This window comes from Bacillus sp. S3 (assembly GCF_005154805.1).
Taxonomy (GTDB): domain Bacteria; phylum Bacillota; class Bacilli; order Bacillales; family Cytobacillaceae; genus Neobacillus.
In genome coordinates, this window is record NZ_CP039727.1 from 4,403,713 (window position 1) to 4,416,641 (window position 12,929).

16 protein-coding genes are annotated in these 12,929 nt (G+C 40.5%); 12 read left to right on the plus strand and 4 right to left on the minus strand.

What is annotated here, in order from left to right:
- Positions 1–31 precede the first annotated feature (31 nt).
- Positions 32–679 carry a hypothetical protein gene (locus FAY30_RS21295; RefSeq protein WP_149871747.1) on the minus strand — a complete coding sequence of 216 codons (648 nt, stop codon included), beginning with the start codon at positions 677–679 and terminating at the stop codon, positions 32–34.
- 15 nt (positions 680–694) lie between these two features.
- Positions 695–1,723, minus strand: a complete 1,029-nt coding sequence (gene galE / locus FAY30_RS21300; protein WP_149871748.1) for a UDP-glucose 4-epimerase GalE — start codon at positions 1,721–1,723, stop codon at positions 695–697.
- A 193-nt stretch (positions 1,724–1,916) separates the two neighbouring features.
- On the opposite strand from galE, the gene FAY30_RS21305 reads away from it, so the two are divergent.
- Complete coding sequence (locus FAY30_RS21305; RefSeq protein WP_149871749.1) at positions 1,917–2,387, plus strand: hypothetical protein; 471 nt, start codon at positions 1,917–1,919, stop codon at positions 2,385–2,387.
- A complete protein-coding gene (locus tag FAY30_RS21310) occupies positions 2,387–2,899 on the plus strand; it encodes a hypothetical protein (protein ID WP_149871750.1) in 513 nt (170 codons plus the stop codon). The genes FAY30_RS21305 and FAY30_RS21310 overlap by 1 nt, the downstream gene beginning before the upstream one ends.
- Before the next feature lie 46 nt (positions 2,900–2,945).
- Here FAY30_RS21310 and FAY30_RS21315 read toward each other — a convergent pair whose 3' ends face one another.
- Positions 2,946–3,455 (minus strand): VanZ family protein, encoded by a 510-nt coding sequence (locus tag FAY30_RS21315; protein ID WP_149871751.1) that lies wholly within the window; start codon positions 3,453–3,455, stop codon positions 2,946–2,948.
- A gap of 252 nt (positions 3,456–3,707) precedes the next feature.
- On the opposite strand from FAY30_RS21315, the gene FAY30_RS21320 reads away from it, so the two are divergent.
- The 9 genes from FAY30_RS21320 to FAY30_RS21360 all read left to right on the plus strand — a co-directional run bounded on the left by FAY30_RS21320 (position 3,708) and on the right by FAY30_RS21360 (position 10,776).
- Positions 3,708–4,616: a DMT family transporter gene (locus tag FAY30_RS21320; protein WP_149871752.1), complete on the plus strand. Its 909-nt coding sequence runs from the start codon at positions 3,708–3,710 to the stop codon at positions 4,614–4,616.
- Between the two features lie 136 nt (positions 4,617–4,752).
- Positions 4,753–5,103: a hypothetical protein gene (locus FAY30_RS27300; protein ID WP_190284718.1), complete on the plus strand. Its 351-nt coding sequence runs from the start codon at positions 4,753–4,755 to the stop codon at positions 5,101–5,103.
- Positions 5,104–5,136: 33 nt separating this feature from the next.
- Positions 5,137–6,264 (plus strand): hypothetical protein, encoded by a 1,128-nt coding sequence (locus FAY30_RS21330; RefSeq protein ID WP_149871753.1) that lies wholly within the window; start codon positions 5,137–5,139, stop codon positions 6,262–6,264.
- A gap of 9 nt (positions 6,265–6,273) precedes the next feature.
- The gene (locus FAY30_RS21335) at positions 6,274–7,026 is read left to right on the plus strand and encodes a hypothetical protein (RefSeq protein WP_149871754.1); all 753 of its coding nucleotides are present in this window, start codon (positions 6,274–6,276) and stop codon (positions 7,024–7,026) included.
- Positions 7,023–7,478, plus strand: a complete 456-nt coding sequence (locus FAY30_RS21340; protein ID WP_149871755.1) for a DUF5085 family protein — start codon at positions 7,023–7,025, stop codon at positions 7,476–7,478. Before FAY30_RS21335 ends, FAY30_RS21340 begins: the two co-directional genes overlap by 4 nt.
- A complete protein-coding gene (locus tag FAY30_RS21345; protein WP_149871756.1) occupies positions 7,475–7,912 on the plus strand; it encodes a DUF5085 family protein in 438 nt (145 codons plus the stop codon). The genes FAY30_RS21340 and FAY30_RS21345 overlap by 4 nt, the downstream gene beginning before the upstream one ends.
- Before the next feature lie 204 nt (positions 7,913–8,116).
- Complete coding sequence (locus tag FAY30_RS21350; protein WP_149871757.1) at positions 8,117–9,079, plus strand: HD-GYP domain-containing protein; 963 nt, start codon at positions 8,117–8,119, stop codon at positions 9,077–9,079.
- Positions 9,080–9,104: 25 nt separating this feature from the next.
- Complete coding sequence (locus tag FAY30_RS21355; RefSeq protein WP_190284719.1) at positions 9,105–9,746, plus strand: GGDEF domain-containing protein; 642 nt, start codon at positions 9,105–9,107, stop codon at positions 9,744–9,746.
- A 106-nt stretch (positions 9,747–9,852) separates the two neighbouring features.
- Positions 9,853–10,776, plus strand: coding sequence for a polyisoprenyl-teichoic acid--peptidoglycan teichoic acid transferase TagU (locus FAY30_RS21360; protein ID WP_149871759.1), 924 nt, complete (start codon positions 9,853–9,855; stop codon positions 10,774–10,776).
- A 414-nt stretch (positions 10,777–11,190) separates the two neighbouring features.
- Here FAY30_RS21360 and FAY30_RS21365 read toward each other — a convergent pair whose 3' ends face one another.
- A complete protein-coding gene (locus FAY30_RS21365) occupies positions 11,191–11,823 on the minus strand; it encodes an AmiS/UreI family transporter (protein WP_149871760.1) in 633 nt (210 codons plus the stop codon).
- A 350-nt stretch (positions 11,824–12,173) separates the two neighbouring features.
- Here FAY30_RS21365 and FAY30_RS21370 point away from each other — a divergent pair, with 350 nt between their 5' ends.
- Complete coding sequence (locus FAY30_RS21370; protein ID WP_149871761.1) at positions 12,174–12,929, plus strand: ABC transporter ATP-binding protein; 756 nt, start codon at positions 12,174–12,176, stop codon at positions 12,927–12,929.

Here is a 12,929-nt window from a genome sequence, read left to right on the forward strand (position 1 = left end):
ACCAAGGCATCGCCTTGGTTCTTCTTAACCGTTATTGGGACTGATTCCCTAATTCTATAATAGCAAAAACCTTCACGGCGTTGTATTCTTCTGGTGAAAGTCGCTGCAAAACAACCCCTTTAATCTCGGATTTCTCTTCAGGGGTGATGCCGCCGTCAGCCTTTTTCGCTAAATCTTTGAGCTCGCCCATAGTAAACTTGGACAATAAGAACTTTAGAACATCTTCTCTCGATTTGAAGTTTAGACCCGGCTTATTTTTAACAGGAGCTGGCGTGCTCACTTTTGATTCAACTGGGGTTGTTTGACTTGCTTCCTTTGTTGCAGGCACAGTTGATTCCTTTGGTTTGGCAGGTGTGGCAGACACAACAGCATATTTAGTCAGGATTTCTTCCTTTTTCTCAGAACCGACTTCATCTTCAATCTCTTTCTGAACGGTTGGATCCTCTAATAAGTCCTGGATATCCTTTTCCGGGATTTGCGTGGCTAATTCTTTGACTACTTTTTCCGAAGCCAGGTTCATTCCAATCCTGTAGCCTGCAAAACCAAGGATTAGAATGATAACCAATGGAATGCCTAATATCGCTCTTTTCATTTTCCAGAAAGGCCTTACCTGTTGCCGGTGTCTGGCTCCTTTTTTCAAAAATATAAATGGTGTGGTGACGTCTTTCGTTTTCGGCATTCCTGTTTCTCCTTGTTAGTTCGGTGTGGGGCAGCTGCTGTACCCATTCGGATTGTGTTTCTGCCACTTCCAGGAATCGCGGCACATGTCTTCAATTCCCCGTGATGCAGTCCAGCCAAGTTCATTTTTTGCTTTTTCCGGGTCAGCATAGCAGACGGCCACATCTCCTGGCCTTCTGTCGACAATTTTATGCGGAATCTTTACTTCTGACGCCTTTTCAAACGCTGAAACAATCTCTAAAACGCTATAACCTGTTCCTGTTCCAAGATTGTATGCCTCGACACCATTTGCAGACATGACTTTTTCAAGGGCTTTTAAATGACCAAGGGCAAGGTCGACAACATGAATATAGTCTCTCACACCAGATCCATCTACGGTTGGGTAGTCACTGCCGAACACTTGTAATTCTGGCAATTTTCCCACGGCTACTTGGGTAATAAACGGCATTAAATTATTGGGAATCCCGTTTGGATCCTCGCCAATCCGCCCGCTTTCATGGGCACCAATTGGGTTAAAGTAACGGAGCAAAGCAATGCTCCAGCCGTGATCTGCCACATATAAATCCCGCAGAATTTCCTCAATCATCAGCTTCGTCCGTCCATACGGATTGGTGGCGCTCAGCGGGAATTCCTCTGAAATCGGTACCCGTTCAGGCATCCCATATACGGTTGCCGATGAACTAAAGACAAGGTTTTTCACATCGAATTGTTTCATCACTTCACAAAGAATGAGCGTCCCTGTAATGTTGTTATGATAATAATGAAGAGGAATCGATACTGATTCACCGACCGCCTTTAAACCGGCAAAATGAATCACTGCCTCAATTTCATTTTCGGAAAATACCTTCTGCACGTCATTCCTATCGAGCAAATCTACTTCATAAAACGGAAAGTCCTTACCCGTAATCTCTTTTACCCGCTGCAGTGATTCCGCTTTACTATTTGAATAATTATCAAGCACGATTATTTCATATCCGGCCTCTAACAATTCAATACATGTATGACTGCCAATATAACCGGCCCCGCCTGTAACTAATATAGACATAATTTATTTTTCTCCTTCATTATCATTCTCCTGAGCACATTTACCTATTATTTTGCAAGAATTGACTATTCGACTATTATTATACACCACACCCGGGTTTCGTTAAAATAGTGATCTGTTTAAATATTTGTGCATTTTTGGACATACTATTTCACAAGTCGAAACAATGACCCTCTTTAAAAGGAGTTAACCAATGCCTTTAATGATCTTTTCCACCATTAGTTTAATCGCCGTCATATATTTTACCGTGAAGCCCAAACATTTGACTACACTTGAGCTGGCGATGATGATTATCCTTGTGATTTATCTGGACAGCAATATTATGGATATTGCCATGTTAAACCTTGAGCGCATTCATTTATCTAAGAATCTGTCTGACCAGTTTTCCTTTTATTGCACATTTATCCTATTATACCCGCTGATGATTGCTTGGAATATAGACCATATTCATACGATTCGCTTAAAATCAGTTAAAATAGTGTTCTCTCTCCTTACTATTTTGTCGATCACAGCATTTGAAGGGTTAACCAATTATTTAAAGATAGTGAAATATAGCAGCTGGAATTGGCGGATGGACCTTGTTCAATGGCTCTCGATTTGGGTTGTTACCTATTCGGTCCATAAGCTGTTCCAAAAATTAGTTTTGAAAGAGTTGAAGCAGTAATGTTGCCATCTCCAGATCAATTCGATAGGAATGAATGGTTTATCATCATTTCGCTAATCGTCATGTATACCTTGATATTTTTGCTTCCGAAGAGATTCCCGCATACGGTCACCTTAATCATGCTTTTGTTTAGCATGACGTATGTCCAGGTCCTTGATCATATTTTAGCTGGCTTAAGCTTTAATTTATATGATATCAATGATGTTGAAACATACGAATGGTTCGACCTCATCACCTGGTTTCTCTACCCGCCTTTTGGGTATTTCTTTGTATACTTCTTTGATAAGTGGTCCGTTCGCAGGACTGGGGTATTTTGGTACATATTCCTCTGGGTATTGATTGCCATTGGAGAAGAAGCCCTCAGCTTGAAGTTTAACATCTTTACTTACATTGGATGGAAGCTTTCCTATTCCATTCCTGTTTATTTTATTACCTTAAGTATTTATCTGCTTTTCTTCCTATATATAAAAGGCACGTTTGAAAAATATAAAAATCAACAAGCTCAAGAGTGAAAAGACTAGCTCACACTTATTTCCCGCCTTTTGCTATCGAACTCGGCTATTTTTCTGTTCTTATTCTGAAAATCTTTGGATACAATCGTTTACGCTTTAATTTTTTTAAGACCATGGAACTTGCTTGATAGAGACTGAGCCCAACCACCGCGCCCGCGCTGTCTATGAAAACATCCTTTGCCTGCGGACCCCTGCCCGGTACAAAGATTTGATGAATCTCATCTGTAATTGCGTAAAGGATACAGATTCCCAGTGCAAGCAGCCACCCCTTTAATCCGGAAATCTTACTCTTTATCAAGGCATGAAAGACCCAAATCGCAAGCATTAAATAAATGAAGAAATGGGCATTTTTCCTGACAATATGATTGAACCGCTCCAAGCTTACATCCGAGTTAGGCGTTACGCGTTTCACGATTTCAACAACAACTTCCGTTACTCCCTTACTAAGCTTATTGGAATGGACTGCCGGCTGCGCTGAAAGATGAAAGATGAGAACCATCCAAAGGGCGACAATAATCCATGGCAAAATAGCACCAATTTTTTTAAATAATGACATAATATAGATCCTTCCTAATCCAGCACCAAGCCGGAAAATTCACTCTTAAATCTTACCACAAATTTCCCTGCCGCCGAATGGTATTATTTTTTTATAAACATGGCTAACAATTACTGGTTACCGATTTAATCTTATTGAGACACCCAAAATAAACTAGTATACTACTTAATAGATAATTAGTATCACAGTCGAGGGCGAAATCTTTATTTATTGAAAAAGATCTGTTTCGAGACATCATGATAGGGGGAAAAGATGAAACAGGAAGGTTCAAAATCCATTGTAATGCCACTTACCATCTCCATTATTGCCATTTCCTTTTCAGCAATTTTTGTCAAATGGTCGGATGCACCGGCCTCCATTTTGAGTATGTACCGGATGTGGTTTGCCAGCATTTTAATGATACCAATCGTATGGAAAAATCGTTTGGAATTCAAAAAAATAAGTAAAAAGGATTGGGGCTTTTTATTTTTTTCCGGTTTCTTTTTAGCGATGCACTTTGTTCTTTGGTTCGGCTCGTTGAAGTTAACGACGGTCGCAAGTTCCACGATTATTCTAGCTTTGCAGCCGATTGTCTCACTGGTTGGCGGCTTTTTACTTTTTAAAGAACGAACCACCCTTTCCGCATTGATGACGATGGGCATTGCCATCATCGGAGCGATGATGATTGGCTGGGGCGATTTCGGGTTGAGCAGAGATGCTATTTTGGGCGATTTGCTCTCGTTTTTCAGTGTCATCGCGGTGGTTGGCTACTTATTAATCGGGCAAACCATTGTGAAAAAAGTATCGCACTGGCTTTATAGCTTTTGTGTCTTTTTCTTTGCTTCTATTGTACTAACCATCTATAACGTAGGAACAGGGGTTGAGCTTGTCGGCTATCCCGGCAAGGAATGGGGCATCTTCCTGTTACTCGCTACCGTTCCAACCGTCAGCCACGTGATCAATAACTGGCTATTAAACTACGTCAATGCGACAACCATTTCGATGAGTATTTTAGGTGAACCCGTCGGCTCAACGATACTAGCCTTTCTATTACTTAATGAGCGTCTCGTCAGCTGGCAGATTGCCGGCGGCCTCCTCGTCCTGCTCGGCGTCTTCTTCTTCCTAAGCCAGCAGCACAAACCTATACCAAAAGTAATAAAAGAATCGACACTAACCCCCTAGAACAAATCTAAGGGGTTTTTTTGCGACTGTTTTTATAGGACGTTTTTCCTTTGCTTATAGGAAAAAGTATTCATTTTTAATTTTTTTCCAAAATAATCAAGCTAGAAATAATACAATAGGATGAGGTGATGAAAATATGGAATTTAATCTAAGCGGGGCTCTTAATCAGGGCAGACGGATCAAAGATCTTGCGGCAGATATTAGAAGCAGTAAAAATAGTTTAAATGTTGTGAAAGGCAGTCTGGGTGGCAGCTGGAAGGCTACTGAAATGAATTATATCAATAATCATTTTGACAAATTGGCCACAGAGCTTTCCCAGTTAGCAAGTGAACTAGAGTCAATCGGACACGACATCCAAAGTACAGCAAATGAAATACATAAAGAAATAGAAGCAAAAAAAGCGGCGGAAGCAAAGGCGAAGGCTGAAGCTGAGGCCAAAGCGAAAGCTGAAGCTGAAGCCGCTGCAAAAGCCAAAGCCAATCCCTAACATAAAGTACTAGCGGACTCTGGAGGTAAAGATATGTCCCAAATCAAGATACATACTGACAGTGTTGAACAGATTAGCAGCCAAGTCCGGCATCAAGCCGGGAAATGTACCACAGCTAAAACCAGCCTGCAATCCACTATCTATCAAATCGACAGCCGCATCTTAGCAAGGAAGAACATTAGCGGTCGGCTTCAAGCGGCGAACACATCGCTTGGAAAAATAACGAAACAGATGCAGGAATTAGAAAGCTTTCTAAAACAATCAGCCAATTATTATGACGAGGCAGAAAAAAAAATTAAAGGGGCAAATAACTTCGGACAGCTTGCCCGCGATTCTTTAATGGGAGCTGCAGCGTTGGCAGCTGATCCAAAAACCTTCCTTCGCGCGGGCAAAGGCCTTTCCTTTAAGCTGTTTCGCAAGAACGGCCATATCTTGATAAAGGTCGCCAGAGGAAAAGTAAGCAGCCACCAAGACTTTACGAAATATTATAACCTATTGAAGGAAAACCTCAGCGGAACAGCAAAATGGAGCCGGAGTTTTGTCACAAGATTAGTGAATGAAGGCGTTCCGATCTATGATGAAATGAGGGGCCGCTATTTTAATAATCGAAATAAATTTGCGAACACCCAATTTGATGCCTTAAATAAGGTCATTCATGACATAGGTGATGACCAAGTGAAGGTGATGGGCAGAGCGGTTAAAGATAGTTTTATCGATGAAATAAAGGTTTGGGATGATTTTAAGGGCTGGAAGAATACCCAAAGTTTAGCCAACACCGGAAAGGCACTGGGGATTATTGGCACTGGCTTTACCGTTTGGAGTGATATTGAGGATAGTTTCCTTGATAAGCATACAGGCAAGTGGAGCTACAGCTCAGGGAAGCTAAAAGAATTTGGTGTCAATCTTGGTGTTGATATCGGAATGGGCGCTGGCGCTGTCGCGATAGGGGCTGCCGCAGGTTCTTTCCTCCTCCCTCCTCTTGGTACCGTTGTCGGAGGTGCTGTTGGCTTTACCGTCAATGCAGCAATGAACTTCAAATTTGGCGGACCGCCTGCTGAAAGTATTACAGACCGGGTAAAGGAAATGGCCAACCATCCAATCAAAACAGCGCAAGCAGTGGGTAGTACGATTTCCAAATCAATTAAAAAAATCTTCTGGTAGGAGAATCATATGTTAAAAAACAGTAATGAAACAGACTTCTATGAACTTAAGAGCGTGGCCTATGGACGCTTAAGCCCTACTCGCATCTCTTCCTTTTTTTGGGTATCGTTTATCATAAGCGGCATTTCCACTTTGGTGGTAACTGTCGGATCCGGTTCCATGATGTTTATTAGTGATGCATGGCTTCAATTTATTAGAATGGATATCTATGCATTATTAATACATCTCTTTATAGCCATTTTTTTCTCATTTACTAAAAATGCATACAAGTTTCAAAAGTTGCAAGCTATTTTATTAACGATTTTCAGTTTAAAAATGTCACTTGATTTTTATAAGGTCTACTTTCTCGCGTGTGAAGACCGTCTTGCTCCCGGGTATATGTGGACGACTGGCTTTGTTCTAATTGGCGGCGGTCTAATCTATTTAGTCCTTTCGACCTTAAGAGCAATAAGCAGGGTGAAAAAAGGGGCGTTCCGCAAAGGCGGTAAATTACTCTATGATTTTCAAACCTCTAAAGGACATATCAGTCTGTCATTTGTCATTGGAGCCACTATATTAGGAGGGTCGATTATCAAAGCCGTTTCTGCGGGCGGCAATGGTTTGATGGAAGTATACGTGCTGCTGGGGGCATTTGCCCTGGTGCAATATCTCTTTGCCATGGCCTGGCCTGAGTTTTTCCTTATCGCCTATTGTAAATTCCGCTTCGACTCCTTTTTGAAAAAGCCGCCGACAGTACTAACAGATAGAGGAGTGAAACGATGAATATTAAACGAAAACCAGTAGTGTTTCATAATGTTATTCGTGCGGCAGCCACCTGCAAATCGGAAGAATGGTTTGCGAGCGCCGTTGAATTAAGAAATGCAGTGATTAAAAGCGGTTTATATGGGACTGGCCCGATTATCTATCAATTTGCGGGTTATGATCCAAAGACCGATATGGCCGATTATACGTTTTACTTGCCGGTAAATGCCCCGATTCAGCTTACGGAAAATGCAAAATTTCAGTTTTTCCCTGAATGGAAGTTTTCGGATGGATTGGTGCTCCGCCACGCTGATTTGGAAGAGGACCTGGAGGAATCCTATGAGGTGCTCCGGGCATGTGCAGATGAATTTCGTTTGGAACTGCAGGAACCCTTTTACCATATTTATTTAGATGTCTATGGAGGCGGAATCATTGATATATATGCACCGATCTCGGGAGGAGCGGTTAGATGATTAATCCAAACGACTCCATCCGCTTCGCCAATGTTCTTTCACGGAAATATCGCTTTCATTATCTCGATATGAATGAGGCACTTGAAGATTTCTTACACGATATCGGTTCCCACAAGGGGACGGTGCGCGGTCCGCTCTTCTACTCGATTCATAATATTCCGTCCGATGAAGTGATCAATGCCGAGTTTTATATGCCCATGGAGGAAGATTGGATTGAGCCTATGGCCGATATGCGTTTCCATAGTTTCTATAGTATTGAAAACATGATATCGCTATGCATCGCCGAAAACCTTGAGGTCAAAACGGAAGCCGCTTATAAGCTGTTATTTGAGTACATGAAAGAGTATAGCTTAGAGCAGGCAACTCCAATTTTCCACGTTATATCCGGGGATGAGAACTTTCAATATTCATTTATCAAGATTGGAGTCATCTGACCACTCTCACCAATACGGGAGTGGTTTTTTCTCTTTTTCTTATATGTTGGCCGAATTGGCACCATTTGGCCTCGTCCATCCTTTATTTTTTGTCAACTTTTTGACTTTTGTAGAAAATTGACAGATTCCCCCGCTGTTTATAGTAAAATTCTTTTGTATTGTATGCCTTTACAGGTGCATCCAGGGGAATAGGGGGAAAAAAGAATGGATCGAAAAATCAATAATTGGCTCAATAATCCTGTCTATTTTCGCTGGGGATTTTTTATTTTATTGCTCGTAAGTTCTGTTCTCTATTTATTTCAAATCGAACCGAATCATTTATATGTATTTTATATCCTTGCCTCCGTATTTTTAGGGATTGGTTTTTACCAAAAAAACACATGGTTTTTATTCGTTTTAACGACAGCAGTAGTCGTTTGCCGGCTATTAAGCGGCCCGGAACCAATTAGCATTCTGTCTTTTCTTATTCTCGAATTTACCTATCTATTAATCATGATGATTTCAGTTGGCATAATGAAGCGTAATCAAAAAATTAACGATGACAGCCTGGAATTAATTTTTGCCTTATCCAAGACGCTGGATTCAAAAGACACCTACACATCCGATCATTCACAAAATGCCGCTTGGTACGCAGTGGAAATTGCTAAAAAGATGAATTTGCCTAATCATGTCATTGTTGCCGTCCATCAAGGCGGACTATTACACGATATTGGCAAAATCGGAATCCCTGAACATATTCTTGTGAAGCCGGACAAACTAACGGCCAAAGAGTATTCCATTATAAAACAGCATCCCGTCATCGGCCATGAAATCATTAAACACGTGACATGCTTTAACGAAAACGGTGTGCTTGATCTTGTTCTATACCATCATGAAAGATATGATGGCACAGGGTATCCAAAAGGATTAATGGGTAATGAGATTCCATTAGCTGCCCGCATCATGGCGATTGCCGATACCTTTGATGCGATGACATCGAACCGGGTCTATCGAAATGCACTTAGTTTAGAACAAGCGCTTCAAGAAATTAAAAAAAATAGTGGAACACAATTTGACCCTTTTATTACCGATGTGTTCCTCAGTCTTTTTGACAATAAACAGGAACATGGAATTTCCACTTATGAGGACAGCACGTTGGAACATTCCGTGGGTCGGAAATTATCTTAAATACTTAAAAGGGTGTGTGAGGAAAGTGAATTTTAAAGGCAGGATTGTGACATTCTTTTTTGTATTAGGGATTAATTCTATTTACATGGCCTATTACTTTATTCGCGATGGTTTCATCAGCTGGATGGAGTATCTCGGATTACCTGTTTTGCTCAGCCTTTCCTGGTGGTTTGGCAAGCAATATGATCGGGCAAAGTTTTACTCAGAAAAAGACGCCCTGACGGGGATTTATAATCGCAGATTTATTGAGAACATTTTTTTAAAAATAAGAATGGCGGCTGATCGGAAGAATCATAGCGTTGCCGTTCTCTTCATCGACATCAATAATTTTAAAACCATTAACGATTATTTCGGACATAAGGAGGGGGATAAGCTGTTAAGGCTGATTTCCGGCCAATTAGAGAGAAGTGTCCAAAACACAGACATTGTTGCCCGTTGGGGTGGAGATGAATTCATCATCCTCTCCCCCTGCAACATGAAAAAGGATACCACCCATGAATTGGTGGATCGAATGAATCATCATCTTAAAATGATCTCGTCCACTCATTCAGAAATCAGCGTTTCAGTCGGCACCGCTTTGTACCCGGCTGAAGGTGTAACACTCGATGAGTTATTACGAGTAGCAGATAAAAGAATGTATAATATGAAAATCCGGCATAAAGCATAAAGGATTCGCCTTTACCATATTTTTTACATTTCACTCCACTTATAATTTTGATACACTAGAGAGCAATTGCATATCATTTTGTAAGTTATTAGGAGGTTTTTTCAACATGAGATCTCAAAAAAAGAAAAGTAGAAAATGGATGAAGGTGACCGCTGTGATTCTTTCGCTAATGGTAATTGGCGGAGGCGCGTACGGGTACACTGTATATAAATCATTGAATAAAGCGGTTGACGCGATGCATCAGCCTATTGAGCGCAAGCAATCCGATAAACGGGAAAACACTGTATCCCTCAAGGCAAAGGATCCATTTTCCGTCTTAATGCTGGGTGTGGACGAGCGTGAAGGTGACAAAGGCCGTTCCGATACGATGATTGTCTTAACGGTTAACCCGAACAACAATTCAGTGAAGATGCTCAGCATTCCAAGAGACACCAGAACTGAAATTATCGGCAAAGGAAAAGAGGATAAGATCAACCACGCCTATGCGTTTGGAGGAGTTCCAATGGCAATGGACACGGTGGAGAACTTTCTTGATATTCCTATCGATTATTATATCCAGGTGAACATGGAAGGATTCACAGAAATGGTCGATGCCGTTGGCGGTGTGACTGTTCAGAATGATTTAGATTTCACCCAGGATGGCATTCATTTTGCAAAAGGAGAGCTGACACTGGATGGCGCTCAAGCCTTAAGCTATACACGAATGAGAAAAGAAGATCCTCGCGGCGACTTTGGCCGCCAGACAAGACAGCGCCAAATCATTGAGGGTGTGGTGAAAGAAGGGGCAAGCCTTTCAAGCTTAACGAAGTTTTCCGATATTTTTACCGTCCTTGGTAATAACGTAAAAACGAACCTGACGTTTGAGCAAATTGCCACCATTCAAAAAGGCTATAAAGGTGCCGGAACATCCATTCAGCAAATGGAATTAAAAGAACAAGGAAAAATGATCAACCACATCTATTACGGCATGGTATCACCAGAAGAAAAGCAACGCGTGCAAAACGAATTAAAGACACAATTGGAGTTATAAGCGCAAGCGCCCGGTCAAATTCTTTTATTATTTTGAAAAAGTCCCTTCTTGTCTTACATCAAGAAGGGACTTTTTTTTGCTCAAAAACAGCGAAAAACGACGAATAACTAAGGTAACAGTGGGAATTATCGCTTACATTACCGATGTTGTCGTTTTCAAGACAATTGTTTCCGTTTTCAGCGAGATTGTATAAATTCGCCATTACCTTGATAATAAAGGTATCAAACCAATAGGAGGTCATTCTACATGAAAAAGCTGCTATTAAATATCATTGAAAAAATTGAACAAAACCATGAATATCTTCCATTTCATCTAGTAGAGCCAGTTCGTCCTAACACCAAAAAATAATAGGTGGGACGAACTTTTTTTTTGCAAAAAAAAAGAGTACACCACGTCGTAGTGATGTACTTGCTCCTAAATGGCTTGCATCTCGTTCGCATCATTTTCCTTTTTGAAGGCGATTTTTAATTTGAAAAGGCTGGCAGCAATAAAGGCAACGATCGATAGAAGTAATACGTACGTCCAAATTTGTGCAACAGTTGGCGTATTCCAGATACCTAGGAAGTAAAGCATCGATGGGATGGTTAAGGTTACCCATGACTGTACGAAAGCAACAAATCCAAGGTATTTTTCAAATTTCTTTTTAAGCGTGTTGGCTAAAAAGAATAGAAACCATAGAAATGCCCACATTCCCCACGTTAATGCATTTACTACATCATGAAAGTGCACCACAGACGTAATAGTATAAACGACGGCAATAATGGACACCCATAAGCTAAACCAGCCAAGACCGTTGCCTTCAAGTCCCTTCAATACCGTGATTCCCAAATATAAGAAGGTTAAACCAAATAAAAAAGTCGCTGCATTATTATAAAGGTCCCAATTATTTTGATCAGAAACAATCAATAAATAAAATGGAATGATGATTTGAATACTTCCTATGAAAATATTAAAAACCCCAACACTCTTCCCATCAGCCTTTCCTACCGTCATAAGACTGTTTAAAAATAAGGCGGCCCCAGAAAGAAATAAACCGACAAAGCCCACAACATTCCTCTCCTTTTAAAAAAGAAAAGGCAGCTTCCCCTCTCGATGAAGAAAAGAAATTGCCGTTTCAAATAAAATTTATATTATTGTTGTTCAACATTTAACTTCCAAAGTAACTATAGCACAGATCATGAACATATGTTAAACCACATTTGAAAAAAAGTAAAATTAAATTTTTTCCACTTTGTCCATAATCATCCTGAATAAGAAATGAACCGTCCGAGCCGCCTGCTTGCTTCATTAGATTTTTCTAATCTTTTTCTAATCCTATTCTTTATTACTGTTAAGGCTTATTTAAATGATTGAGGGTACTATTAGTTGAGGGATTTTTTATAAAAGAGGTGTGTTACATGATTAGGACGAAAGAATTACGAAAAGTGTATGATAACGGATTTGAGGCAGTCAAAAATCTTAGTTTACATGTAAATAAAGGTGATATTTATGGGTTTCTTGGCCCTAATGGTGCTGGTAAAACGACAACCATCCGCATGTTGATTGGCCTGATAGAATTAACGAGCGGCGATCTAGAAGTAAATAATATAAATGTTAAAAAAAATAGGGAAGAAATCAAAACACACATTGGCGTTTTGCCGGAATCACATGGGTATTATGAGTGGATGACCGGTGAAGAGTACCTTTTATTTTTTTCGGCCTTGCACAAGATGAACAAGCAGCAAAGTCAAACTAAGGTCACTGAACTCTTGGAATTGGTAAGCCTTACAGCCAAAGCTAAGGTGAAGATTTCGCAATATTCAAGGGGGATGAGGCAACGGTTAGGCATTGCCCGGACACTTATTCATGACCCTGAAATTATTTTTTTAGACGAGCCTACATTGGGACTGGACCCACAAGGGCAAAAGGATATCGAAACGATCCTTGTCCATTTAAATCAAATAAAAGGCGTGACCATTTTTATCACCTCGCATTTATTAAAAGATATTGAAAAGATTTGTAATCGGGTCGCGATTGTCAAAGCGGGAACCCTCATAGAAGAAGATACCGTTAAAGGGTTGATGGACAAGTATAACAAAGAAATTGATAAAGATGTCCTTTCATTGGAAGATGTATTTTTCCATCTCACATCAGATGATAAGAGGGGGCAATAG

What these genes read in the sequence shown, in the direction of transcription:
- FAY30_RS21350 (WP_149871757.1), top strand. Translation starts at nt 8,117, where the DNA reads ATGGATCGAAAAATCAATAATTGGCTCAATAATCCTGTCTATTTTCGC.
- FAY30_RS21315 (WP_149871751.1), bottom strand. Translation starts at nt 3,455, where the DNA reads ATGTCATTATTTAAAAAAATTGGTGCTATTTTGCCATGGATTATTGTC.
- FAY30_RS21360 (WP_149871759.1), top strand. Translation starts at nt 9,853, where the DNA reads ATGAGATCTCAAAAAAAGAAAAGTAGAAAATGGATGAAGGTGACCGCT.
- FAY30_RS21340 (WP_149871755.1), top strand. Translation starts at nt 7,023, where the DNA reads ATGAATATTAAACGAAAACCAGTAGTGTTTCATAATGTTATTCGTGCG.
- FAY30_RS21310 (WP_149871750.1), top strand. Translation starts at nt 2,387, where the DNA reads ATGTTGCCATCTCCAGATCAATTCGATAGGAATGAATGGTTTATCATC.
- FAY30_RS21320 (WP_149871752.1), top strand. Translation starts at nt 3,708, where the DNA reads ATGAAACAGGAAGGTTCAAAATCCATTGTAATGCCACTTACCATCTCC.
- FAY30_RS21305 (WP_149871749.1), top strand. Translation starts at nt 1,917, where the DNA reads ATGCCTTTAATGATCTTTTCCACCATTAGTTTAATCGCCGTCATATAT.
- galE (WP_149871748.1), bottom strand. Translation starts at nt 1,723, where the DNA reads ATGTCTATATTAGTTACAGGCGGGGCCGGTTATATTGGCAGTCATACA.
- FAY30_RS21295 (WP_149871747.1), bottom strand. Translation starts at nt 679, where the DNA reads ATGCCGAAAACGAAAGACGTCACCACACCATTTATATTTTTGAAAAAA.
- FAY30_RS21345 (WP_149871756.1), top strand. Translation starts at nt 7,475, where the DNA reads ATGATTAATCCAAACGACTCCATCCGCTTCGCCAATGTTCTTTCACGG.
- FAY30_RS21335 (WP_149871754.1), top strand. Translation starts at nt 6,274, where the DNA reads ATGTTAAAAAACAGTAATGAAACAGACTTCTATGAACTTAAGAGCGTG.
- FAY30_RS21330 (WP_149871753.1), top strand. Translation starts at nt 5,137, where the DNA reads ATGTCCCAAATCAAGATACATACTGACAGTGTTGAACAGATTAGCAGC.
- FAY30_RS21370 (WP_149871761.1), top strand. Translation starts at nt 12,174, where the DNA reads ATGATTAGGACGAAAGAATTACGAAAAGTGTATGATAACGGATTTGAG.
- FAY30_RS27300 (WP_190284718.1), top strand. Translation starts at nt 4,753, where the DNA reads ATGGAATTTAATCTAAGCGGGGCTCTTAATCAGGGCAGACGGATCAAA.